This window comes from uncultured Serinicoccus sp., assembly GCF_947487915.1.
Taxonomy (GTDB): Bacteria; Actinomycetota; Actinomycetes; order Actinomycetales; family Dermatophilaceae; genus Ornithinicoccus.
The window spans coordinates 139,492-162,121 of the sequence record NZ_CANKYH010000005.1 but is presented as its reverse complement, the minus strand read 5'-3'; the positions used below and the strand labels follow the sequence as shown (position 1 = coordinate 162,121).

The window sequence follows — 22,630 nt, the reverse complement described above, 5'->3', positions numbered from 1 at the left end:
CCCAACGCCCTTGTTGCGGAGGAGAGCACCGTGCGCCCAGACCTGTCGTTGCGCCGCCGGGGAGCGCTCGCGCTCGTGCTGCTGCTCGTCCTCGGTGCCTGCGGGCAGGGCAGTGAGGACGTGGCCGACGAGAATGCTGTCGTCGTCCACTCAGGCGACGCCGCGCCGGCCGCCGACGTGGCGGACCCCGAGGTCCTCGCCGGTGGGGAGCACCCGTTCTCCCTCGAGGAGCGCTGCGCGGGGGGCACCGCTCCGGGGTGCCCGGGGGACCCGACGGTCCTGGCCGGAGCGGGGACGACGTTCCTCGCCGACCACCTGCGCATCACCTACCGTGGCGGCCGCACGGTGCGTGAGCTGACCGCTGACGAGGCCAACCCGGAGTTCCTGGGAGTGGCTGCGGTGTTCGACCTCGAGGTGGTGGGCGACCGGGCGCTGGAGCTGACCAGCAGCCGCGGCTTCGACGAGCTCGACGTCGACGTCTTCACGACGTCCGGGCAGGGTTCGGGCAGTCTCGGCGAGTGCGCCTACGGATGGACCGCGCCCACCGGTGTGCACGGCGACCCGACGTGGCTGGAGCCCGGGACCCGGCTGACGGTCATCTACTGCTTCGGCTCGCTGGGGCCGGAGTCGTTCCTGGCCGGTGACCCGGTGCTGCAGATCTCCGGGGACGGCGCCGCCGTGCTCACGCTGCGCGATGCCGATCCCGACGACGCGGCGCTGGAGGACGTGCTGGCCTCGATCGAGTGGGTCGCCGAGCGCCAGGGGGCGGCGGCGGACGACACCGGGCTGGCGCTGTTCGACCGCTACTGGGGTGAGCTGCACGCCTCCGGGGAGCCCCTCGTGACCGTCGACACCCGCGACGCGGACGCCGAGGCAGGGGGTGCCGGCACACCCGTCGCCGGGTCCGAGCCGCAGCCGGAGGACGGCACGGTGGCCCCGCCCCCGCCACCGGTGGGTCCGGAGGGAGCCGGGTTGGAGGAGGGGTTCGGTGAGGGCTCTGGGCCGTTCGGCGACGAGGTGTGGGTCGGCGACGACCCCGGTGACGGGCCCGAAGGTCCGGCTCCCGGCGGTGGTGAGGACGGGGTGATCGCCTACGACGCCTGGGAGGCGTCCTGGTTGCTCTGGGAGGAGGAGCTGCCCGCCGGCGGGTACCTGGACCGGTGCGAGGACGAGCCGACCGGCGAGTACGCGTGCGTGGAGGTCGTCGAGGAGACCACGGCCGGCGCGCTGGTCGGGCTGCGCCTGGGACCCACGGCCGACCCCGACGAGCGGGACACCTGGGCCACGCTGACGACCGACGGCCAGACGTGGTCGATCGACGAGCGGTGGGACGTCGGCGACGGCGCACCGCCCGCCTGGGTGCCCACCACGACCGGGTCGGGCTAGGCCCGTCCGTAGCCCCGGAGCCGCAGGCTGTTGAGCACGACGAGCACCGAGCTGAGCGCCATCGCCCCACCGGCGATGACCGGCGTCAGCAGGCCGAAGGCGGCGAGCGGGATGGCGAGGGTGTTGTAGCCGAACGCCCACAGCAGGTTCTGCTTGATGACCTGCAGCGTCCGCCGGGACAGCCCGATCGCGTCGGCCACGGTCTGGACGTCGGGGCGCATGAGGACGATGTCCGCGGACTCGGCGGCGACGTCGGTCCCGGACCCCATCGCCATACCGAGGTCGGCCTGGGCCAAGGCGGCCGCGTCGTTGACCCCGTCGCCGACCATGGCCACCACCCGGCCCTGTTCCTGCAGCGCCCGTACGTGGTCGAACTTGTGCTGGGGCAGCACGTCGGCGGTCACGTGGGCCGGGTCGATGCCCACGTGCTGCGCGACGGCCGCGGCGGTGCGCTCGTTGTCGCCCGTGAGCAGGTATGGCGTGAGGCCCAGCCCGCGCAGCCGCTCCACGGCGGCCGCGCTGGTCTCCCGCGGGGTGTCGGCGACGGTGATCGCGGCCCGGGCGGTGCCCTCCCAGCCGACGAGGACGATCGTGCCCTCGGCGCCGGCCATCGCCTCGTGCAGCACCTCGGGGACGACCTCGAAGAGGCTGGGGCGACCGACCGTGACGACCATGCCGTTCACGTCCGCGCGCGCGCCCGCTCCCGGGAGGTTGACGAAGTCCTGGGCGTCGGCGATCCGCACGCCGCGCTCGCGGGCCCCGGCCACGACGGCCTGCGCCACCGGGTGCTCGCTACCGACCTCGACGCTGGCTGCCGCCTTGAGCGCGGCGTCCGCGGGCAGGGACCCCGCGGTGACGACGTCGGTGAGCACCGGGTGCCCGGTGGTCAGCGTGCCGGTCTTGTCGAGCACGACGGTGTCGACGGCCCGGGTGGACTCCAGGATCTGCGGTCCCTTGATGAGGATCCCCAGCTGGGCGCCGCGGCCGGTGCCGGTGAGCAGCGCCGTCGGCGTGGCCAGCCCGAGCGCGCAGGGGCAGGCGATGATGAGCACCGCGACGGCGGCGGCCAGGCCCTCGGTGACGGGGTTGCCGGTCACCAGCCACAGCACCAGGGTGAGCCCGGCGATGACGAGCACGGCCGGCACGAAGACCGCGGAGATGCGGTCGGCCAGCCGCTGCACGGGCGCCTTGCCGGTCTGCGCCTGCTCGACGAGCTCGGTGATCCGCGCGAGCGTCGTCTCGGCACCGACCCGGCTGGCGCGGACGATGAGCCTCCCGTGGCCGTTGACGGTGGCGCCCGTGACCTGGTCCTCCGGTCCGACCTCCACCGGCATGGACTCCCCGGTCACCATGGAGGCGTCGATGGTCGAGCGGCCGGAGAGGACGACCCCGTCGGTCGCGACCTTCTCCCCCGGCCGGACGACGAAGCGGTCACCCACGGCGAGCTCCTCGACGGGCACCCGGTGCTCGGTGGTGGCCATGGCGCCGCCCTTGCCCGCGTCCTGGCGCAGCACCGCCACGTCCTTGGCGCCGAGCTCCATGAGCGAGGTGAGCGCCGAGCGGCCCTGCGCCTTGGCGTGCGCCTCAATGGTGCGTCCGATGAGCAGGAAGGCGGTGACCACCGCCACGACCTCGAAGTACAGGTCGTGGGTGAAGCCGGTGAGCAGCGCGACGACCGACCAGCCCATCGCCGCGGTGGTGCCGACCGAGACGAGGGTGTCCATCGTCGAGGCGCCGTGCCGGGCGTTGACCGCCGCTGCCCGGTGGAACGGCCATGCCGCCCAGAGGTAGACCGGCAGGGTCAGCAGCAGCTGCAGCCAGTGCCCGGCCGCCCCCATCGACTCCCGCACCGGCGGCACCATGTGCAGCACCGCGACGAGGAGGGCCAGCGCGCTGGCCACGACCGTCCGCCGCCGCAACGAGTCCTGGCCGACGACGTCGTGCGTCATCGCCGGACCGCCGCCGCGCCCACGTCCGGAGGCGTCGTCGGTCAGGGGCGTGGCGCCATACCCCGTCTTCTCGACGGTGGCGACGATGTCGGCCACCGACAGGGCCGAGGGGAAGGTCACGCTGGCCTTCTCGGTGGCGAGGTTGACGCTGGCCTCGACGCCTTCCATCCTGCCCAGCTTGCGCTCGATGCGGGCCGAGCAGGAGGCGCACGTCATGCCGCTGATGGCGAGGTCGACGTGCTGGGTGGCGATCTCGGTGGTGCTCATCGGCTCCTCCTGGAGCGGGGGTGGGGCAGGGTCAGGCGCTAGCGGTGTAGCCGGCCTCCTCGACCGCCTCCCGCGCGGCGCCGAGGTCGAGCGGGCCGTCGGAGACGACGAAGACGTCGGTCTCTCCGCCCTTGACGAGGTCCTCGACGCGGACCTCGAGGACGTTGTCGATCTCCTGCAGCTCCTCGGTGACGGAGGCGACGCAGTGCTCGCAGGTCATGCCGGAGACGACGACCTTGGTGGTCTGGTTCTGCAGCGGGGTGTCGGTCATGGGGCTCTCCTCGGGTATACGGTGCGGCCGGCACGCTAGGGCCGGCGCCTGGGTGGGTGCTGGGTCAGCTGCGGACGAGCCGGGCGATGGCCGCAGAGGCCTCGCGGACCTTCTCGTCCTTGGCCTCCTCGGACTCGGCGGCGGCGTCGACGACGCAGTGGCCGATGTGGTCCTCGAGCAGGCCCAGGCTCACCGCCTGCAACGCCTTGGTGGCGGCGCTCACCTGGGTGAGGACGTCGATGCAGTAGGTGTCGTCCTCCACCATGCGGGCGATGCCGCGCACCTGTCCCTCGATGCGGCGCAGCCGCTTGAGGTAGTCCTCCTTGGAGCCCGCGTAACCATTCACAGCCATGCCAACAGCATACCCCCTAGAGGTATTCCAGTCGTTGACAGGAGCGACATGTGTCAAGCACGCTTGACACATGAGTGCCAGACTGGTGTGGGCCTGCGCGATCACCTGCATGCTCGTCGGGGTGGCCCTCGGGGTCGTCCTGGGGGTGAGCGAGGGGTCGGCCCGGATAGGCGGGGAGGTGTCCAGTGCACTCCTGGTGATCGCACCGTTGGGGCTGGCCGTGAACATCACCGCCCGACGGCGTCGGGCGAACCGTGGGGAGGACTCTCACGACAGTGTCGAGTTCCAGGCGGCGGTGAGCGCGCGCAGCGCGGCGTTCGGGGACGCGCTGCTGCTCTCCGCCCTGGCCATGCTGGCGCTCACCATCGCCCCCGGCGCGTTGCCGATGCTCTGGGCGCTGCTGCTGGTGGTCACGATGGTCACCGCGTTCTGGCTCCGGTATGCCGCCGAGCTCAGGCGGTTGCGTGGCTGAGACCGTCAACACGGTGCGCCGGCTGCGGGGGGAGCACGGCTGGAGCCAGGCCCAGCTGGCGCGCGAGCTGGGGGTCTCCCGCCAGACCGTCAACGCCATCGAGACGGGCAGGTTCGACCCGAGTCTGCCGCTCGCCCTGCGCATCGCGCAGCTCTTCGACCGGCAGCTCGAGCAGGTCTTCGGGCTCAAGGCGTGATCATGAGGGCGTCGGCGGACACGGCGGCAATTCGTGGCGTGGCAGGAGCAGCAGGTGCCGGGCTGACGGGCCCTCGCCGACGGAGGGATCACGAGCGTGCGGACTCGGCGTCGGCTCGTCGCTGCGCGACGCCTCGCGTCTGGCCCCTGTGGATGTCACGGACCCACTCCCAGCCCGGGGGCACGTCGGAGCCGATCCGCGGGTCGTCGGGTTCCACCCCGTCGCGCAGGGCGTGCAGGTAGGCGCGGTCGAGGTCGATGCGAGCCCGCACCTGAGTCCCGCGGGCGACAGACCCGTGGCCGGGGACGACGGCGTCGACGTCGTCCGCGACGGACTCCAGCACTCGGAGCCCGGCGAGGTAGTCCTCGACCCGGTCGCGCCCCTCCCGGGCCTCGTCCAGCATGGGGACGAAGACGTCGGACAGCATGTCACCGGCGATGAGGACGCGGCTGGCGACGACGACGAGGGCGGCGTGACCGGGGGAGTGCGCCGGATGCTCGAGGATGCTCACCGACGGTCCCTCCCACGGCAGCTCGGTGACGCCCTCGGCCAGTCCGGTGACGAGCGCGAAGTGCGCCAGCGAGACCTCGTCGACGATCTCGGGCGGCAGCCCCTCCCGGACCTGGGTGCGCCAGTCCGGCTGCGCGCGCAGGTCCTGCAGGAACGCGGCGCACCGGGCGGTGCCGAACCGGGGAGCGTCACCGAGCTCGGGGTGCCAGAGCACGTGGTCCCAGTCGGGGTGGGTCGCGAAGCCGGCCACGACCGGCTCGCCGAGCTCGCGGAGGTCCTGGGCGAGCCCGCGCAGCTCGGCATCGGTGACTCCCGGGTCAGCGAGCAGCACCCCGGAGGGGCCGCGCACGACTGCGGTGTTGTTGCGGAGCAGTCCGCTCTGGTGGACCAGGACGTCATCGGTGACGCGCTGGAGCATGGGTCCTCCCTCCCTCGCCGTCAAAGGTCGGCCGGTGATGCTGGCGTCGCGGAGATGAGTATGCCGTGCCGCGCGAGTCTGTCACGGGTGAGCACCTGAGCGTGAGGAGACCGATGTCGTGCGCACGCTGACCTTCGCCATGAACGTGAGCCTGGATGGCTACGTCGCGACCCCCGACGGCGACCTCGGCTGGAGCGCGCCGAGCCACGAGTTGTTCCAGTGGTGGTCCGACCGCGTGGGTGCGACGGAGCTGTCGCTCTACGGTCGCCGGTTGTGGGAGGACATGAGTTCTCACTGGCCGACCGCGGACCAGAGCCCCGGTGCCACCCCGGCGCACCGTGAGTATGCCCGCCGCTGGCGCGCCATGCCGAAGGTCGTCTTCTCCTCGACGAGCCGCCCGGTCGACTGGAACACCAGGCTGGTCACGGGCGACGCGGTGAGCGAGATCCGTCGGCTCAAGGGCGAGGACGGCGGGCCGATGGAGATCGGGGGCGCCACCCTGGCCGCCGCCGCCATGCGCGCGGGGCTCATCGACGAGTACGTCCTGGTCACCGTCCCCGTCCTGGTGGGGGAGGGCAAGCCGTTCTTCGCGGCCCTGGACAGCTGGGTGAACCTGGACCTCGTGGGGACCAGGACGTTCCCCGGTGGGGTCCTGATGACCCGATACGTAGCCCGCCACTGACCGCCCGTGCGGAGGCAGGGCGGACCGGCCCGCCGCGGGAGCCCACCTCACCCATGGTCTGCCGGACACGTCACATTGAGTCACCCTCAGGATCAGTTCGCCCGTGATGCTCATGGTGACTCAGCGGCGGGCTGATCCACCGCGAGAGTCAGCGGCGGCTTGAGTCGCTCGGCGACTCAGCGGCGGGTTGATTCTGAGGGTGACTCACTGTGACGTCTCTGGCAGGTGGCGCTGCGGTGGGCCCGGGAAAACGAGCCACGATCCCGGGGTGGCCGTGGTGCGCCCCGAGGGAGGGGCGCTACGTTGGTGTGCGGTGCAGGCGACGACGCCTGCGGTGCCTCAGTCCCCGGCACCCGGCACCGTTGGAGACCGACGAGGACGAGGACGAGGTCGTGAGGAGCGTCATGTCGACACGAGACCGGGCGGTCACGGCCCTGGGGCTGGGTGGGGTGGCCGCGTTCCAGCTGGCGCTGGCGCTGGGTGCGCCATGGGGCCGGGCGAGCTACGGCGGCCAGCACGCGGGCGTGCTACCGGGGCGGCTGAGAGTGGTGAGCGGCGCCGCCACGGTGGTCTCCGGCCTGGCGGTTGCCGTCGCGAGTGAGCGGACGCCGCCGCAGGCCCGGCGTGCAGTCCTCACTGCCGTGGCCGGACTGATGTCGGCGGCCGCCGTCCCGAACGCCATCTCGCGCTCTCCCCTCGAGCGGGCCATCTGGACGCCCGCCGCTGTCACGCTCGCGTATGCCGCCTGGCGTGCGCGGGGCTCGGCCGGAGCCTGAGGACCTCAGGTGCCTGACGGCCCACCGCCGGCATCACCTCAGCTGGAAGAGGTAGGCGAAGGCCGTGCGCGTGTAGGCGACGCCGCGACCGGTGGCGCGGATGCGTTCCGGGTCGGCCAGGTCCGGGCGCCGGGGGACGAGGTGCTCGTCGAGCCGCCCGGTCGACACGCGGTAGCGGCCGTCGCGGTGATCGACAGCCGCGACGAGGGTCCACGCAGGGTCGAGACAGCCAGGCTCGCGTCGCCGTGGCTGGTGTTGGCCAGCAGCCATCCTCCTGGGCGCAGGTAGGAACGGGTGTGCTCCGAGACGGGCCCGGCGTAGAGCGAGACGATCAGGTCCACGCTGCGTCGCGGGACCTCCAGCGGTCCGGTGTAGTCGGCGGCGAGGAAGCGCACCCGGGCTCCCGCGCCGGGGCGGGTCCGTCCTGCCAGCTCCTGCTCCACCAGGTCGGTGTCGGCGAAGAACCTCCCGGCCCGGGCGTCGGTGTCGACGTAGGTCACCGAGGCGATCGCGGTCGAGGGTGACAGGTCGACATAGCTGCCGGGGTAGAGCGCCTCTCCCACCGGCCAACGGTCGACCACGGCGGCGAAGAGACCCGAGCGGTCGCCGATGGACTGCCGGTACTGCGACCACGTCGTTCGTCGCACCATCCCCGCATCCAACCACCACGGGGGTGCCGGGCAGCGTCACCCGGCCGGGGCGAACTCGCAGAAACTCTCGTAGTGGTCGTCGGTGTAGTACCAGACCTCGGGGTCGATCTCGTCGCCGCCGGCGACGACCCGCTTCGCGCCGCGGTGCGACAGCCCGGGAGTCTCGACCGTGAACTCGCGGTAGTAGCCGCCGGACTCCTGCGGCAGGTAGCCCTCGTCGTTGCGGAAGGTGGAGCCGTCCTTGCCGGGGTAGTCGTACGGTCCACCGTCCTCGATGTCGTCGACGACCGGCTCCAGCTCCGGCGGCAGCACGGTGTCGGCGCAGGCGGAGACGTCGTCCCAGGAGCGGGTGTCGACCCCGGTGGGGCCGGCCTCGTCGCTGGCGTCCGGCATGGTGGAGCTGCTCGGTGCGGCCGCCCGGTCGTCACCCGCCTCGCCGTCCGTGACGCCCGTGCCCAGCACCAGCCAGAGCACGAGTGCCGCGAGAAGCCCCAGGAGGCCGATCGCGACCGGGCGGGAAAGCCTCACCCCCGGTCCTGCCCGCCGGAGGCCCCCAGCGCCACGACGGCCAGGGCGTCGGCGTCGTCGAGGATCTCGGCCAGGATCCACCACGCCCGCCCGTCACGGGCCGCCAGCGCCCCCGCCTCCTGCCACAGCAGCGCCACCTCCCGGCCGTCCCACAGGTCGCGCAGATCGCGCAGCGCGTCGGCCATCGCGTCGAGGTTGCGCCCTGCCGGAGCGGGCAGCCGCAGCGCCTCGGCCAGCTGCGCCTGCGTCTCCCGCAGCCCACCGCCACCGGGCGTGGTGACCTCGGCGAGGGCATACCCGGCCCGGGCGAAGTGCGCCTCCGCGTCTCCCAGGCGCTCGGCGGGCAGGATGATCACACGTCCCCCAGGTGCTCGACCAGGTCCGGCGCCAGACCGACGTAGGTCGCCGGGGTGAGCGCGACCAGCCGCTGCTCCTCCTGCGCCGGCAGCCCCAGGCCGCGGACGAACTCGACCAGCTCGGCCTGCCCGATCCGTCGGCCCCGGGTCAGCTCCTTGAGCCTCTCGTAGGGGTTGCTCATCCCCTCCAGCCCTCGCGCGGCGAGCGCCCGCATCACCGACTGGACCGGCTCGGCGAGCACCTCCCAGTTGGCATCGAGGTCGGCGGCCATCGCGGCCGGCACGGCGTCCAGCCCGGCCAGCCCACGGCTCACGTTGTCCAGCGCCAGCAGGCTGTGCCCGAGCGCGGTGCCCGCGTTGCGCTGCATCGAGGAGTCGGTGAGGTCGCGCTGCAGCCGGCTGGTCACCAGGGTCGAGGCGAGCACGTCGAGCAGCGCGTTGCTCACCTCGAGGTTGGCCTCGGCGTTCTCGAAGCGGATGGGGTTGACCTTGTGCGGCATGGTCGACGAGCCGACGGTGCCCTGCCCGCGCACCTGGGCGAAGTAGCCCATCGAGATGTAGGTCCACACGTCGGTGGCCAGGTTGTGCAGGATCCGGTTGAACCGCGCGATGTCGGCGTACAGCTCGGCCTGCCAGTCGTGGCTCTCGATCTGCGTGGTCAGCGGGTTCCACGTCAGCCCGAGGTGCTCGACGAAGTCCTGGCTGAGCCGCTGCCAGTCCGCTCCCGGCACCGCCTCGACGTGCGCGCCGTAGGTGCCGGTGGCCCCGTTGAGCTTGCCCAGGTATGCCGCCCCCTCGACCCTGCGCAGCTGTCTCGTCAGCCGGTGCGCCAGCACCGCCAGCTCCTTGCCCATCGTCGTGGGGGTGGCCGGCTGGCCGTGCGTGTGCGCCAGCAGCGGCACCTCGGCGAGCTCGCGGGCCATCGCGGCGAGCTGCCCGGCCAGGGCCTGCGCCCGCGGCAGCCAGACCTTCTGGACCGCGCCCTGCACCATGAGCGCGTAGGACGTGTTGTTGATGTCCTCGCTGGTGCAGGCGAAGTGGATGAGCTGTCCCAGGGCCTCGGCGCGCGCGGCACCGTCGGCGCCTGACTCGGCGAGCAGGGCCGTCAGCCGCCCGCGCAGGAAGTACTCGACCGCCTTGACGTCGTGCACCGTCTCGGCCTCGATGGCCCGGAGCTCGGCGATCGCGTCGGCGTCGAAGTCGACCACCAGCGCCCGCAGGGCGGTGCCCTCCTGCTCGGACAGACCCGGCGCCCCCGGCACCACCTCGTGCTGCACCAGGTGCAGGAGCCATTCGACCTCCACGTGCAGGCGTGCCCGGTTGAGAGCGGCCTCGGAGAGGTGGTCGACCAGCGGCCCGACCGCCCCGCGGTACCTCCCGTCGAGGGCGCCCAGGGCGATGGTGGGAGAGAGCTCGGCGAGCGGCGTGCGGGCGGGAGGCAGCGGCATACGCCCATCTTGGCAGGGTGCGCCAGGACGCCGAACGGGTGCCTCGACCCCCCGGCGACCATGGTGTCAACGCAACGTTGACGTTGGCGCTATGTCAACGTATGGTTGACGCATGACCACTCCTTCTGCCGCCACCGCGATGTCCCGGGTCCGCCTCACCGCCGGCCTGGCGGCGATCGCCATCGGCTTCGTCACCTACGGGCTGAGCCGCGTCGTCGACTCCGGCTTCGTGCACGGCTTCTTCCAGGGCGCCACCCTGGCGTTGATGGTCGCCGGTGCCTACCTGGTCGGGGCCTCGATGTGGCACCGACGCAGCCGGGGACAGGGCGAGGACGACCGGCACTGGCTGCCCAGCCGCGACGGTGCCGACGACGGGCCCGCCCCCGACACCCGGGACCCCCGGTGAGCCAGGCCCACCCCGAGGGGGACCTCGCCGCCCAGATCGGGCACGTCATCCTCGACGGCGGCCCGGAACCCGGCGGACAGACGCTGGACGCCGACGACCACCTCCGCCTGGTGCGCCGCGCCGCGCTGGCCCACGAGGTCAGCGGCGAGCTGCTGCAGCAGGCGGTGACCGCTGCCCGCTCCGGCGGGCAGAGCTGGGCGACCCTCGGCCAGGAGCTGGGGCTGAGCAGGCAGGGCGCCCAGCAGCGTTTCGGCGGTGCTGGGCGTCGGACCGGGACCGCCGACGACTCAGGCCCGAGCGCCGAGAGTGCGGAGCGTCCGGACGAGCGGTGGCTCGGTCCGGTCACCGCCGTCGACGAGCTGGGCGAGCTGGAGCTCGCCGGCCAGCTCGGCTGGCACACCGTCGAGGCCGGCATGTTCCGGCACCGGATGGTGCGGACAGCCACCCGCTGGGAGCACCGCCGGGTGCTGTGGACGCGCTCCACCGCGAGCTACCTCACGCAGGGGTGGCAGGTGGGGGCCCGGGCCTTCCCGTGGCTCTACCTGGTGCGGGACACCGGGCTCCCGGTGAGCGACCCGTCCTGAGCCACCGGCGCCGAGGTCAGCGCTTCTTGGCGTCCGGGTCGATCTCGTCGGCGTTGACGTAGTCGCCGGTGACGCGGTCGCGGTGCTCGCGCGCGATGCGGGTGGCCTCCTCGGCCTCCCGGTGCAGCTTGTCGGCGTGCAGCTGGGCCTCCCGGGCCTTGCCCTGCAGCTCGCGGGCCCGCTCCTCGGCGCTCTGCGCGTAGGACTCTCCGGACTGCGCCTTCTCCCGCAGCCCCGCCGCCTCCTCGCGGGCCGCGGCCAGCCGCTTGTTGCGGGCCATCATCGCCCAGACGGCCAACGCCGCCACCACGACGAGGGCGATGACGACGATCCAGACGACGGTCGAGGTGTCCATGCCCGCAACCTAGCCGATGTGCTGCGGGACCGCTCGGTCGTCCGCTGCCGACGGGGCGTCCCGGCCGACCCGGTGGTCGGTCCAGCGGCCGGTGACCGGCGCGGTGTGGCTCACCAGCACCACCGATCGGCCGCCGCCGAGACCGGCCAGCAACCCGCCGAGCGAGCGCTCGGCCGTCGCGTCGTCGAGGTGCGCGGTGGGCTCGTCCAGCAGGACGACCGGCCGCCCGGACAGCAGCGCGCGGGCCAGGGCGAGGCGACTGCGCTCGCCGCCGGACAGCCCGGTCAGGGGGGTGTCCAAGCCCTGGGGCAGGGTGGCGAACCAGCCGCCGAGGTCGACCGCCCCGAGTGCGTCGAGCACCTCGCCGTCGGTCGCTCCCGGCGAGGCGAGCACGAGGTTGGCGCGGACCGACCCCGCGAAGGCGTGTGGCTCGTCGTCGACGACGGCCACCAGCGCGCGGGTCTCCTCCAGGTCCAGCGTGCGCACGTCCGCGCCGCACCGGCACCCTCCTCCCGTGTCCGCGCCGGAGACGAGGTAGCAGCCCTCCTCCGGGTCGAGGTGGCGCGCGAGCACGGCCAGCGCCGTCGACTTGCCGGCCCCGTTGGGCCCGTCGAGGCGGATGCGGTCGCCCGGCTGCACGTCGAGGTCCAGCGGGGGCAGGTCGGGTGTCGGGCGCCCGGTCGCCCCTGGTGACCACCTGGCGGTGACCTCGCGCAGCTCCAGCGCCGGCGGCCCCGTCGGCGCCGCGGTGGTCCCGCACGAGACCACGGCCGGCGTCTGGTCGACGAGCGCGTCCAGGCGGGCCCGTGCCGACCGGGCCCGGGCCCGGGCGCCCGCGATGTCGGGGACCCCCGCCCAGGCGTCGGCCAGCGCCAACGGCACCAGCGCGACGAGCGCGGCGAAGGGGCCGCTCAGCGCCCCGACGGCACGCGCGTCGAAGGCCAGCAGCGCCACGGTCGTGGCGGTCGCGGCGACGACCACCCACGTGGCCGCCAGCGCGGCGGCCCGGGCCCGGGTGAGCCGCGCCTCGCCACGACGGTGCGCCTCCTCGGCCCGCAGCACGGGGTCGAGCAGCTGCCGGTGCCCCCCGGCGACCCCGCTGACCGCCTGCACGGGGAGCAGCTGGGCGGCCAGGGCGGTTGCCTGTTCGCGCACCTCGCCGCGCCGCGCGACCGCCGCGTCCTGGGCGGGGCGCTCAGCGGCATACCCGAGCAGGGCGACGGCGGCGACGACCAGCCCCCCGGCCGCCACCACCACGCCGGCGGCCGGCAGGTGCCAGCCCGCGACCGCCGCCCCGACAAGGGTCGCGATGCCCGCGGACCACCCGGGCACGTTCACCCGCACGTGCTCGTCGACGACGTCCTCGAGGTCCCGGGCGGCGGCGGTGAGCACCCGGCCGCGGCTGCGCCGACCCAGGCGGGCCGGCGTGAGCGGGATGAGGGCGGCGTAGAGGTCCGCCCGGCGGCGGGACAGGTCGTCGAGGGCCACGTCATGGCTGACCACCCGCTCGGCGTAGCGGAACACCGGGCGGAAGATGCCGAACGCCCGCACGCCCACGATCGCCACGAGCAAGGTGAGCACGACCGGCATGGTGGAGGCCTGCACGATGAGCCACCCGGAGGTCGCCGTCAGGGCCACGCCGCAGCCGACGGAGGCTCCACCGAGCAGGCAGGCCAGCGCCAGGCCGCGGCGGCCGCGGGGGGTCCGGACGGGGGCGACCTCCCCGGGGCGCGGGACCGGGTGCGCCGCCGGGTCGGCCGCCGGGTGGGCCGCCGGGTCGGCCTCCGGGCCGGCGTCGGTCCCGCGGTCGGGCAGGAGCCGGTCGGGAGCCGCGCGGAGGTCGCCGGGTCCACCGGCCAGGGACACCGGCTCGCCGCCGCCCGCCTCGAGCCGCCAGCGGTCGTCCGCGAGCGCGGCGAGGTAGCAGTCGTGCGTCACGACGACGATGCGTCGCGTCTCCGCGAGCTCGGTGATGACCTGGTGCAGCCGGGGTAGACCGTCCACCGCCACGTTGGCGGTCGGCTCGTCCAGCAGGAGCAGCGGCGCCGGCGAGAGGGTGGCCCGGGCCAGCGCCAGCCGCGCCCGCTGACCGGCGGACAGGCCGACACCGTCGTCGCCCAGCCAGGTGTCCAGCCCGTGCCGGTCCGCCAGCTGGCGCCAGAGCCCGACCCGCTCCAGCGCATCCGTCATCGCCGCGTCGGTCGCGTCCGGGTCGGCGATCGCGAGGTTGTCGCGCACGGTGCCCGGCAGCAGCAGCGGCCGCTGGGTCGCCAGGTGGGCCGCAGGTGCGCTGACCGTCCCGGTCGCCGGGATCCGCAGCCCGGCGAGCAGCTCCAGCACCGTGGTCTTCCCGGCGCCGCTGGGGCCGGTGAGCGCGGTGACGCCAGGGCCGGACGGGGTGCGCAGCGAGAGCTCGGCCAGCGTGCGCACCCGGCCGGGGTGGGCGTAGGACACCTCGGTGAGACCGATCGACCCCCCGGCCGGTGTGGCCGGACGGGCACCACGGGCTGCGCTCTCGCCCGACGTGGCGGCCCCGGGGCGTGGTGCCCGTCCGTCCGCACGCCCACCGGGGCCCTGCGCCGCCGCGCCCCCCAGCACCCCCTCGTCGGCGAGCTCCTCCAGCACCTGCGCCCCGTCGGCGGCGTTGTGGAACTCCGCCCCCACCCGGCGGATCGGCCAGTAGGCCTCGGGCGCCAGCAGGATCGCGCTGAGCCCGACGACGAGGTCCATCCCGCCGTGCGCGAGCCGCAGCCCCACGGCCACGGCCACCATCGCCACCGAGATCGTCGCCAGCAGCTCCAGCGCCGCCGTCGACAGGAAGGCCGTCCGCAGGGTCGCGACGCTCGCCCGCCGGTGCCGCTCGCCGACCTCGCGGACCACCTCGACCTGCGCCCGGGCCCGCCCGTAGGCCACCAGCGTCGGCAACCCCTTCATGACGTCGAGGAAGTGCCCGGCCAGCAGGTCCATCGCCCCCCACCGGCGCTGCGTCTCGTCCCGCGTATGCATCCCGATGAGCGCGGCGAAGAGGGGCAGCAGCGGCAGCGTGAGCACGACGATGAGTGCGCTCCATGGATCCACCACCACCAGCGCGACCAGCGCCAGCGCCGGCACCACGGCGGCGGTGACCAGCGCGGGGAGGTAGCGCGCGACATACGGCTCGAGGGCGCTGACCCCGTCGGTGGCGCGGGTCACCGCGACCTCGGTCCGGGGCCGCGCCTCGACCGGCCGCCCCAGCCAGTGCCGCAGCAGCGCCTCCCGGACGATGCCCACGACGCGCAGCCCGGCGCGCCGCGCCACGAGCTCACCCGTCCCGGCGAGCACCCCCCGCAGGACGAGCAGGGCCACCAGCCAGCCGAGGTATGCCGTGAGCTCCTCGCGCGAGCCCCGCACCGCCGCGCCCACGACGAGGGCCAGGGTGAGGGCCTGCGCGATCGCGACGACCCCGGAGAGGATGCCGACGACGGACAGCGAGGCCACCGGTCCGCGGGTCGCCGGGAGGGCGCGCAGCAGGGCGGGGTCGACGGGTCGCACGCGGCTCAGCGCTCCGGTGTCGCCACGTCAGCGGTCCGCCCCGGCCCGCTCGCCGCCGTCGACGACGGCCGCGTGGTGCACCTCGGTGGGGATGTGGTGGCCGGACACCCGCTTGCGGAACGCCCAGTAGCTCCACGCGGTGTAGAGCAGCATGACGGGGGTGAAGACGAGCGCCACGACCGTCATGATGCCGAGCGTCTTCTGGCTGGAGCTGGCGTTCTCCGCCGTGAGCGACCAGGCGGGGTCCAGGCTCGAGGGCATCACGTCGGGGAAGAGCGCGAGGAACAGCGACGTGGTGGCCAACGCGATGGCGACGAAGGTGCCGGTGAAGGCCCAGCCCTCCCGGCCGCGGGCCGCCGCGAGCAGCCCACCCACCAGGCTGGCCGCCGCCACCCCGGCCACCAGCCAGGAGGCCGGCGTCCCGGTGCGCAGGTGCAGGATGCCCAGCCACAGCACGGCGAGCACCGCGCTCGCCGCCCCGAGCCGCAGCGCCAACGCCCGGGCGTCGTGGCGCAGCCGGCCGTCGGTCTTGAGCGCGACGAAGAGCGCGCCGTGGGTGAGGAAGAGGGTGAGGGTGGTCAGCCCGCCGAGCAGGGCCACCGGACCCAGGAGGTTCCAGAAGCCGCCGACGTACTCCATGTCCGCGTCGATGGGCACCCCCAGCACGATGTTGGTGAACGCCACGCCCCACAGCAGCGCCGGGACGGTCGAGCCGGCGACCACCATCGCGTCCATCCGGGCCCGCCAGGCGGGGGAGTCGACCTTGCCGCGGTACTCCAGCCCCACGCCGCGCAGGATCAGCCCGACGAGGATGAGCAGCAGCGGCAGGTAGAACCCGGAGAAGAGGGTGGCGTACCAGTGCGGGAAGGCCGCGAAGATGGCGCCGCCCGCGGTGAGCAGCCATACCTCGTTGCCGTCCCAGAACGGACCGATGGCCGAGAGCATCTGCCGCTTGCGCGTCTCCCCGGTGTGCGGGGACCCGCCCTCGGTCTCGTCGCGCCCGAGCACCGGCAGCAGCATGCCCACGCCGTAGTCGAAGCCCTCCAGGCAGAAGTAGCCGACCCACAGGACGGCGATGAGGATGAACCAGATCGTGGTGAGTTCCATGACGTCCCTGTCTCAGTAGGTGAAGACGAACGCGTCGTCGTCGTCGCGGGCACGGGGGTCGTAGGACGCGTCCTCGGGCACCTGCTCCGCGCCGGCCCGGCCGTAGCGCAGGAGCAGCCCGACCTCGACGACGGCGAGCACGCCGTAGAGGAGGGTGAAGACGGTCATCGAGGTCAGCACCTCGGCGGCGGTCGTGCCCGGGGAGACGCCGGTCTGGGTCGTCATGAGGCCCATGACGAGCCACGGCTGACGCCCCATCTCGGTGAACATCCAGCCGAAGGTGTTGGCCAGCAGCGGCAGCACCAGCACGAGGAGCCCGGCCCAACCCCACATCCGGTGCCCGAGCCGCTGCTCGTCGGTCTCGCTGCCCCGACCCCGCAGCACCCACAGGACCGCGGCCGCGATCGCCATGGCGGCGAAACCCAGCCCCATCATGAGGCGGAAGGTCCAGTAGGTGACCGGGATGACCGGGCGGTAGTCCTCGACGGCCGTCAGCTCGGAGCCCGCGTGGGTCAGCTCGTAGCGGTCCTGGATGTGGTCGATGCCCTCGACGGCGCCGTCCAGGGTGCCGGTGGCGAGGTAGGACAGCAGCTTCGGCACGGTCAGCGCCCAGACCTCCTCGCTCCCGTCGAGGGTGCCGACGGTGACGATGGAGAAGGGGGCGCCCTCGCCCTCGGGCACGTCCTCGTAGAGCGCCTCGGCGGCGGCCATCTTCATCGGCTGGACCTCGGTCATCACCTTGCCCTGCAGGTCACCGGACACGATGACGCCGAGGGAGGCGACGAGGACGGTGACGGCACCGAGCTTGGCGGCCTTGCGGTACATCGGCTTGTCCGTCCCCGGGGTGGCGTCGCGCCACAGGTGCCACATCGCGAAGGCCAGCACGAACCCGCCGCCGGTCATGTAGGCCGCGGCGATGACGTGCGGGAAGGTCACCAGCTGCACCGGGTTGGTGAGGACCGCCAGGAAGTCGGTGAGCTCGGCGCGGCCGGTCTCCGGGTTGAGCCGGTAGCCGACGGGGTTCTGCATGAAGGAGTTGGCGGCGAGGATGAAGTAGGCCGACAGCAGGGTCCCGATGTGCACCAGCCAGATGGCCGCGGCGTGCAGCTTCTCCGGGATCCGTCCCCAGCCGAAGATCCACAGCCCCAGGAACGTCGACTCGAGGAAGAACGCCAGCAGCGCCTCGATCGCCAGCGGGGCGCCGAAGATGTCCCCGACGAAGCGCGAGTAGTCCGACCAGTTCATCCCGAACTGGAACTCCTGCACGATGCCGGTGACCAGGCCCAGCGCGAAGTTGATGGTGAAGAGCTTGCCGAAGAACTTCGTCAGCCGCAGCCACTGCGGGTTCCGGGTGCGCATCCACTGCGTCTGCATGACGGCCACGAGGAGGCTGAGCCCGATCGTGATGGGCACGAAGAAGTAGTGGTAGACGGTGGTGATGCCGAACTGCCAGCGGGCCAGGTCGAGTGCATCCACGAAGGGCGCCTCCCGTCTGCGAGGGGTGAACGACGAGTCGTCGTAGATACTACCCCCGGTCGTAGACGGACAGGTCACCCGGCCAGCGTGAGAAGGGTCACGGCGACGGCCACGGGGACGGCGAGCACCGCGGCGGACAGCGCGGTGACGGCGAGGCGGGTATGCCGGGGCGCCGGCGGGTGGCTGAGGAGCCGGACCCGGGCGCTGACCTCGGGGGTCGCGGCTGCGGCCATGGCGACCAGGGCCCGGGCGAGGTCCGCGTGCCCGGTGCGCTGCTCGGCGATCCGGTCGGCGAGCGCCTCGGTGAGCAGCTGCACCTCGGTCAGGGCCGCCGGCACCCGCAGGCCGCGGGGGACGGCCTCGTGCAGCACGGTGAACAGCTCGAGGAGCAGGTCGTGCCGGGCGTCGAGGTGGCCCTGCTCGTGGGCCAGGACGGCGCGTAGCTCGGCGGCGCCCAGGCGGTCCAGGGCGGCGCGGGTGAGGACGATGCGGTGCCCGCGCCCGGGGAGGCAGTAGGCGCTGGGGTTGCCCAGGGCGAGGACGGTGACGTCCGGCCGGGTGATGCCCTCGGCGCCGTGGGCCAGGGTGTCGTCGAGGTGCTCCCCGACGAGGTCGACCAGCTCGCGGTGCCGGCTGCGGCGGCGGCGCAGGTCGGTGCCGACGCGGTGCCCGGAGGCGAGCAGCAGCACGAGCATGACCCCGGACAGGAGGAGGGCCAGGCCCAGGAGCAACGGCTGGGACAGGCCCGTGGTGAGCACCGCGGTGGGGGCGGCCAGCAGCGCGCACAGGACGCCCGCCAGGCTGACCGACTGCCACAGCAGCAGGCCCGGACCCGGCATGCGGCGCAGCGCGGTCCAGGCGGGGAGCACGCGGGGGGCGCCCAGGACCAGGAGGAGGGCGGCCACCACGACGGCGGCGGTGAGCAGCGGCCCGCCCATGGCTGGGGGTGGAGGGTCAGGCGCGGCGGCGCTCGACCTGGGCGAGCGCGGCCCGCAGGTCGTCGAGCTCACCGGGGCTGGCGTCGTCCAGGAAGTGCAGCATCGCGGCGGTGCGGTCGGCCTGCACGGTCTCGAGGGCCGAGCGCAGGGCACCGGCGGCGAGCTCCTCGCGGCTGGCGGCGGGGGAGTACCGCCACGCCCGCCCCTCGCGGGTCCGCTCGGTCACGCCCTTCTTGGTCAGCCGGTCCAGCACCGTCATGATCGTGGTGTAGGCCAGCTCCTTGTGGTGCTCGCGTCGCTCCAGGTGGTCCAGGACGTCACGGACCGACAGGTCTGGTCCCTCGGACCAGAGGATGTCCATGACGGCGCGCTCCAGGTCGCCGAGGGAGGTGCTGCGCGGGGACATGCTCAGCAGGATACGCCCCGCACCTGGGAGCCGCCCCTCCTTCCCGCACCGGACGCGTGCTCGGACCGCACGGGCAGGCCGTCAGTCCGGGTAGCCCTGCGGGTTCGCCTGCTGCCACCGCCACGTATCGGCGCACATGTCCTCCACCGACCGGCTCGCCCGCCACCCCAGCTCGGTCTCGGCGAGCGAGGGGTCGGCATACGAGCTGGCGATGTCGCCCGGGCGGCGCCCGACGATCTCGTAGGGGATCTGCTGCCCGCTGGCCCGCTCGAACGCGGACACCAGCTCGAGCACCGAGGTGCCGCGTCCGGTGCCGAGGTTCCACACCGACAGCGGACGGTCGTGGCTGCTGATCCGCTCCAGCGCCGCGACGTGGCCCTCCGCGAGGTCCTGGACGTGGATGTAGTCGCGCACGCCGGTCCCGTCGACCGTGTCGTAGTCGTCGCCGAAGACGGACAGCTTCTCCCGGCGCCCGACCGCGACCTGGGCCACGAAGGGCATGAGGTTGTTGGGGATGTCGGAGGGGTCCTCGCCGATCAGTCCGGAGGGGTGCGCGCCGACCGGGTTGAAGTAGCGCAGCAGGGCCACCTTGAGCTGCGGGTAGGCGTGGGTCACGTCGCGCAGGATCTGCTCGTTCATGACCTTGGTCCACCCGTAGGGGTTGGTCGCGGAGGTCGGCAGCCCCTCGGTCATCGGCACCGGCGCGTCCTCGCCGTACACGGTGGCGCTGGAGGAGAAGACGAGGTGCGGCACGTCGTGGGCGACCATCGCCTCGACCAGCCGCAGGGTCGCGCCGATGTTGTTGCGGTAGTAGTCGATCGGCTTCTCGACCGACTCGCCGACCGCCTTGAACGCCGCGAAGTGGATGACCGCGTCGAAGCGCTCCTGGCTGAGCAGCGAGTCGATCTTGTCGCCGTCGGCGAGGTCGAAGGCATGCACCGGGACGGGTATGCCGGCCAGCTCCTCCAGGCGGGGCGCCACCGACGGCTTGCTGTTGGAGAAGTCGTCGACGACGACCACCTCGTGGCCCGCCCGGGCCAGGGCGATGACCGTGTGGGACCCGATGTATCCGGCGCCGCCGGTGACGAGAACGCGCATGGCGTCATGGTGTCAGACGGCAGGTCCGGTATGTCGTGGCTCGGCCCGGTCTGCACCGCGCGGCAGGTGGCCGACGGCATACCCTCGGGGAGTGAGCGACCCCACGAGCATCTCCGCGACCGACCGGACCCACCTCTCCCGGGCCGTCGAGCTGGCCGAGGCCGCGCTCGACGCCGGTGACGAGCCGTTCGGCTCGCTGCTGGTGTCGGCCGCCGGCGAGGTGCTGCTCGAGGACCACAACCACGTCTCCGGCGGCGACCACACCCAGCACCCGGAGTTCGCGATCGCCCGCTGGGCCGCACAGCACCTCTCGCCGCAGGAGCGCGCGGCGAGCACGGTCTACACCTCCGGCGAGCACTGCCCGATGTGCGCCGCGGCGCACGGCTGGGTCGGGCTGGGACGCATCGTCTACGCCTCCTCCACCGAGCAGCTCTCCGCGTGGTCGGCCGGGCTGGGCAGGGGACCGGGACCCGTCGCGCCGCTGCCGATCACCACGCTCGTGCCGGACGCCGTCGTCGCCGGCCCGGACCCGGACCTGTCCGAGCGGGTCCGCGCGCTGCACGCCCGCCACGCCGGTTCCTGACCGTGGAGATGCGGCCCTGGCCACGATTCCACGGTCGGCCGGGCAGGGCTCAGACGCGCTGACCGTGGGAGTGCTGCCCGGGCGACGATTCGCCGGTCGGGCGCGGGTGGCTCCGCGCCGCTGACCGTGAAAGTGCTGCCCCGGCGACCATTCCACGGTCGGGCGCGGGGAGGGCTCAGACCCGCCGTCCGTCGTGCAGCTCGACGACCTGGTCGGCCCGCTCCATGAGGACCGGGTCGTGGGTGGACACCACGGAGGCGATACCGCGCTCGTGCGTCAGGCGGACCAGCAGGTCCATGACCATCGCACCGGTCTCGGAGTCCAGCTGTCCGGTCGGCTCGTCCGCGACGAGGATGTCCGGCTCGCCGACGAGGGCCCGGGCGATGCCGACCCGCTGCTGCTGACCACCGGACAGCTCGTAGGGCCGTTGTCTGCTGTGCCGGGCCAGCCCGACGAGCTCCAGCGCCTCCTCGACCCGGCGGGCGCGCTCGCCCACGACGGTGCGCTGCAGCCGCAGCGGGACCTCGACGTTCTCGGCCGCCGAGAGCACCGGGACCAGCCCGAAGCTCTGGAAGACGTAGCCGATGCGCTCCCGCCGGACCGCCAGCACCTCCTTCTCCGGCAGCTCGGAGAGCACCCGCCCGTCGTCGAGGAGCACCTGCCCGGCGTCGGGCCGGTCGAGCCCGCCCAAGAGGTTGAGCAGCGTCGTCTTACCTGACCCCGACGGCCCGCGCACCACGGTGAGGCGCCCGGCGGCCACCTCCAGGTCGACCCCGGCGATGGCGTGCACCTGGGTGGCGCCGGTGCCGAAGGTCCGGTGCAGACCCACCGCCCGCAGCACCGACGGCGGTCCGTCGACGAGCTCGTCCGCCCGGTATGCCGTCGGCTCACTCATCGTCGTCCTCCTGCGTGCGGACCGAGCGTCCGGTGCGGGGATCGGGCGCGCGCCCCGACGGCGGGGCCGGCCCGTCGCCACCGCGCGTCTGGTGCTCCTCGTCGTCGGGCCAGACCTGCACGTGGGTGCTCTCGTGCTCGAGCCGCACCCGGTCCCGCAGGCCGAGCCCCTCGACGTGCGCCTTCGGCAGCTGGATGCGCCCGGCCCGGTCGATGACGGTGTACTCCCGGGCGACCTGCCGCTGCTCGCCCGACTCGTCGGTCACGACATACCGGAGCACCTCGGTCGAGGTGCGGCCGTCGCGGATCGCGACCGTGCGCCGCACGTGGTCGGAGACGGTGGGGTCGTGGGTGACCACGAGCACGGTGGTGCCGAGGCTGCCGGCGGCCTCGCGCATCACCTCGAGGACCTGGGCGGAGGCGGTGTCGTCGAGCTCACCGGTCGGCTCGTCGGCGAGCAGCACGGCCGGTGAGTTGGCCAGGGCGGTGGCGATCGCGACCCGCTGCTGCTGCCCGCCGGACAGCTCGGTCGGCCGGCGGTCGGCGCAGTCGCCGAGGCCGAGCAGCCCCAGCAGCTCCTCCACCCGCCGGCCGCGCTCGCGGCGACCGGAGATGACCATGGGCAGGGCGACGTTCTCCGCCGCGGAGAGGAAGGGCAGCAGGTTGCGGGAGGTCTGCTGCCAGACGAAGCCGACGGTGTGGCGCTGGTAGTCGACCCGTTGCGCGCGGCTCATCGACAGCAGGTCCACCCCGGCCACCCGGGCGCGGCCCCCGGTCGGCCGGTCCAACCCCGAGAGGATGCCCAGCAGGGTCGACTTGCCGGAGCCGCTGGCCCCGACCAGCGCGACGACGTCGCCAGGGTCGACGACGAGGTTGAGCCCCTGCAGGGCCTGCACCTCCACGCCCTCGGTGGAGTAGATCCGGACCAGGTCCTCGCACCAGATGTCCGGGCCCTGGTGCTCGCGCACCGTCCCGAGCGCGGCGTGGTCGT

The 22,630-nt window shown here is 73.6% G+C and carries 25 protein-coding genes; 8 read left to right on the top strand and 17 right to left on the bottom strand.

Features of this window, described 5'->3' with window-relative positions; all coding sequences use genetic code 11:
• The first annotated feature begins 30 nt into the window (after window positions 1-30).
• Window positions 31-1,386, top strand: coding sequence for a hypothetical protein (locus Q0795_RS07900; RefSeq protein ID WP_298888595.1), 1,356 nt, complete (start codon window positions 31-33; stop codon window positions 1,384-1,386).
• Here Q0795_RS07900 and Q0795_RS07895 read toward each other — a convergent pair.
• The 3 genes from Q0795_RS07895 to Q0795_RS07885 form a co-directional block, all read right to left on the bottom strand.
• A complete protein-coding gene (locus Q0795_RS07895; RefSeq protein WP_298888594.1) occupies window positions 1,383-3,602 on the bottom strand; it encodes a cation-translocating P-type ATPase in 2,220 nt (739 codons plus the stop codon). The genes Q0795_RS07900 and Q0795_RS07895 overlap by 4 nt on opposite strands.
• A 31-nt stretch (window positions 3,603-3,633) precedes the next feature.
• On the bottom strand, window positions 3,634-3,873 hold the full coding sequence (locus Q0795_RS07890; protein WP_298888592.1) for a heavy-metal-associated domain-containing protein: 240 nt from the start codon (window positions 3,871-3,873) through the stop codon (window positions 3,634-3,636).
• A 64-nt stretch (window positions 3,874-3,937) separates the two neighbouring features.
• Window positions 3,938-4,219, bottom strand: coding sequence for a metal-sensitive transcriptional regulator (locus Q0795_RS07885; protein ID WP_298888839.1), 282 nt, complete (start codon window positions 4,217-4,219; stop codon window positions 3,938-3,940).
• A gap of 76 nt (window positions 4,220-4,295) precedes the next feature.
• Between Q0795_RS07885 and Q0795_RS07880 the strand changes: the two genes are divergently transcribed.
• The gene (locus Q0795_RS07880) at window positions 4,296-4,697 is read left to right on the top strand and encodes a hypothetical protein (protein ID WP_298888590.1); all 402 of its coding nucleotides are present in this window, start codon (window positions 4,296-4,298) and stop codon (window positions 4,695-4,697) included.
• The gene (locus Q0795_RS07875) at window positions 4,690-4,893 is read left to right on the top strand and encodes a helix-turn-helix transcriptional regulator (RefSeq protein WP_298888588.1); all 204 of its coding nucleotides are present in this window, start codon (window positions 4,690-4,692) and stop codon (window positions 4,891-4,893) included. The genes Q0795_RS07880 and Q0795_RS07875 overlap by 8 nt, the downstream gene beginning before the upstream one ends.
• An 88-nt stretch (window positions 4,894-4,981) precedes the next feature.
• Here Q0795_RS07875 and Q0795_RS07870 read toward each other — a convergent pair whose 3' ends face one another.
• Window positions 4,982-5,821, bottom strand: coding sequence for an MBL fold metallo-hydrolase (locus Q0795_RS07870; RefSeq protein ID WP_298888587.1), 840 nt, complete (start codon window positions 5,819-5,821; stop codon window positions 4,982-4,984).
• A 118-nt stretch (window positions 5,822-5,939) separates the two neighbouring features.
• Here Q0795_RS07870 and Q0795_RS07865 point away from each other — a divergent pair, with 118 nt between their 5' ends.
• Both Q0795_RS07865 and Q0795_RS07860 read left to right on the top strand, forming a co-directional pair.
• Window positions 5,940-6,503 (top strand): dihydrofolate reductase family protein, encoded by a 564-nt coding sequence (locus Q0795_RS07865; protein WP_298888585.1) that lies wholly within the window; start codon window positions 5,940-5,942, stop codon window positions 6,501-6,503.
• Between the two features lie 404 nt (window positions 6,504-6,907).
• Window positions 6,908-7,279: a hypothetical protein gene (locus Q0795_RS07860; protein WP_298888584.1), complete on the top strand. Its 372-nt coding sequence runs from the start codon at window positions 6,908-6,910 to the stop codon at window positions 7,277-7,279.
• A 38-nt stretch (window positions 7,280-7,317) separates the two neighbouring features.
• Here Q0795_RS07860 and Q0795_RS07855 read toward each other — a convergent pair whose 3' ends face one another.
• The 4 genes from Q0795_RS07855 to purB are packed head-to-tail and all read right to left on the bottom strand — an operon-like array spanning window position 7,318 to window position 10,261.
• Window positions 7,318-7,929, bottom strand: coding sequence for a hypothetical protein (locus Q0795_RS07855; RefSeq protein ID WP_298888583.1), 612 nt, complete (start codon window positions 7,927-7,929; stop codon window positions 7,318-7,320).
• Window positions 7,930-7,965: 36 nt separating this feature from the next.
• Window positions 7,966-8,457 carry a ribonuclease domain-containing protein gene (locus Q0795_RS07850; RefSeq protein WP_298888581.1) on the bottom strand — a complete coding sequence of 164 codons (492 nt, stop codon included), beginning with the start codon at window positions 8,455-8,457 and terminating at the stop codon, window positions 7,966-7,968.
• The gene (locus Q0795_RS07845) at window positions 8,454-8,813 is read right to left on the bottom strand and encodes a barstar family protein (RefSeq protein ID WP_298888579.1); all 360 of its coding nucleotides are present in this window, start codon (window positions 8,811-8,813) and stop codon (window positions 8,454-8,456) included. Before Q0795_RS07845 ends, Q0795_RS07850 begins: the two co-directional genes overlap by 4 nt.
• Window positions 8,810-10,261 carry an adenylosuccinate lyase gene (gene purB / locus Q0795_RS07840; RefSeq protein ID WP_298888577.1) on the bottom strand — a complete coding sequence of 484 codons (1,452 nt, stop codon included), beginning with the start codon at window positions 10,259-10,261 and terminating at the stop codon, window positions 8,810-8,812. The genes Q0795_RS07845 and purB overlap by 4 nt, the downstream gene beginning before the upstream one ends.
• Before the next feature lie 112 nt (window positions 10,262-10,373).
• On the opposite strand from purB, the gene Q0795_RS07835 reads away from it, so the two are divergent.
• Both Q0795_RS07835 and Q0795_RS07830 read left to right on the top strand, forming a co-directional pair.
• Entirely contained in the window at window positions 10,374-10,667 is a 294-nt protein-coding gene (locus Q0795_RS07835; RefSeq protein ID WP_298888575.1) for a hypothetical protein, read from the top strand.
• The gene (locus tag Q0795_RS07830) at window positions 10,664-11,251 is read left to right on the top strand and encodes a hypothetical protein (protein ID WP_298888573.1); all 588 of its coding nucleotides are present in this window, start codon (window positions 10,664-10,666) and stop codon (window positions 11,249-11,251) included. Before Q0795_RS07835 ends, Q0795_RS07830 begins: the two co-directional genes overlap by 4 nt.
• A 16-nt stretch (window positions 11,252-11,267) precedes the next feature.
• Here the strand turns inward: Q0795_RS07830 and Q0795_RS07825 are convergent, their stop codons facing one another.
• The 7 genes from Q0795_RS07825 to galE all read right to left on the bottom strand — a co-directional run bounded on the left by Q0795_RS07825 (window position 11,268) and on the right by galE (window position 20,162).
• Entirely contained in the window at window positions 11,268-11,606 is a 339-nt protein-coding gene (locus Q0795_RS07825; protein ID WP_298888571.1) for a hypothetical protein, read from the bottom strand.
• A 9-nt stretch (window positions 11,607-11,615) separates the two neighbouring features.
• Window positions 11,616-15,137, bottom strand: a complete 3,522-nt coding sequence (gene cydD, locus Q0795_RS07820; RefSeq protein ID WP_298888569.1) for a thiol reductant ABC exporter subunit CydD — start codon at window positions 15,135-15,137, stop codon at window positions 11,616-11,618.
• 27 nt (window positions 15,138-15,164) lie between these two features.
• Window positions 15,165-16,244 (bottom strand): cytochrome d ubiquinol oxidase subunit II, encoded by a 1,080-nt coding sequence (cydB, locus tag Q0795_RS07815; protein WP_298888567.1) that lies wholly within the window; start codon window positions 16,242-16,244, stop codon window positions 15,165-15,167.
• 12 nt (window positions 16,245-16,256) lie between these two features.
• Complete coding sequence (locus Q0795_RS07810) at window positions 16,257-17,720, bottom strand: cytochrome ubiquinol oxidase subunit I (protein WP_298888565.1); 1,464 nt, start codon at window positions 17,718-17,720, stop codon at window positions 16,257-16,259.
• Window positions 17,721-17,794: 74 nt separating this feature from the next.
• Window positions 17,795-18,658 (bottom strand): M56 family metallopeptidase, encoded by an 864-nt coding sequence (locus Q0795_RS07805; RefSeq protein WP_298888564.1) that lies wholly within the window; start codon window positions 18,656-18,658, stop codon window positions 17,795-17,797.
• A 16-nt stretch (window positions 18,659-18,674) separates the two neighbouring features.
• Window positions 18,675-19,064, bottom strand: a complete 390-nt coding sequence (locus Q0795_RS07800; RefSeq protein ID WP_298888562.1) for a BlaI/MecI/CopY family transcriptional regulator — start codon at window positions 19,062-19,064, stop codon at window positions 18,675-18,677.
• An 81-nt stretch (window positions 19,065-19,145) separates the two neighbouring features.
• Window positions 19,146-20,162, bottom strand: a complete 1,017-nt coding sequence (gene galE / locus Q0795_RS07795) for a UDP-glucose 4-epimerase GalE (RefSeq protein WP_298888560.1) — start codon at window positions 20,160-20,162, stop codon at window positions 19,146-19,148.
• 91 nt (window positions 20,163-20,253) lie between these two features.
• Here galE and Q0795_RS07790 point away from each other — a divergent pair, with 91 nt between their 5' ends.
• On the top strand, window positions 20,254-20,745 hold the full coding sequence (locus tag Q0795_RS07790) for a nucleoside deaminase (RefSeq protein ID WP_298888558.1): 492 nt from the start codon (window positions 20,254-20,256) through the stop codon (window positions 20,743-20,745).
• Window positions 20,746-20,920: 175 nt separating this feature from the next.
• Here Q0795_RS07790 and Q0795_RS07785 read toward each other — a convergent pair whose 3' ends face one another.
• Together Q0795_RS07785 and Q0795_RS07780 are read right to left on the bottom strand one after the other, a co-directional pair.
• Window positions 20,921-21,640: an ABC transporter ATP-binding protein gene (locus Q0795_RS07785; protein WP_298888557.1), complete on the bottom strand. Its 720-nt coding sequence runs from the start codon at window positions 21,638-21,640 to the stop codon at window positions 20,921-20,923.
• Window positions 21,633-22,607 carry an ABC transporter ATP-binding protein gene (locus tag Q0795_RS07780; protein ID WP_298888838.1) on the bottom strand — a complete coding sequence of 325 codons (975 nt, stop codon included), beginning with the start codon at window positions 22,605-22,607 and terminating at the stop codon, window positions 21,633-21,635. Before Q0795_RS07780 ends, Q0795_RS07785 begins: the two co-directional genes overlap by 8 nt.
• Window positions 22,608-22,630: the final 23 nt, after the last annotated feature.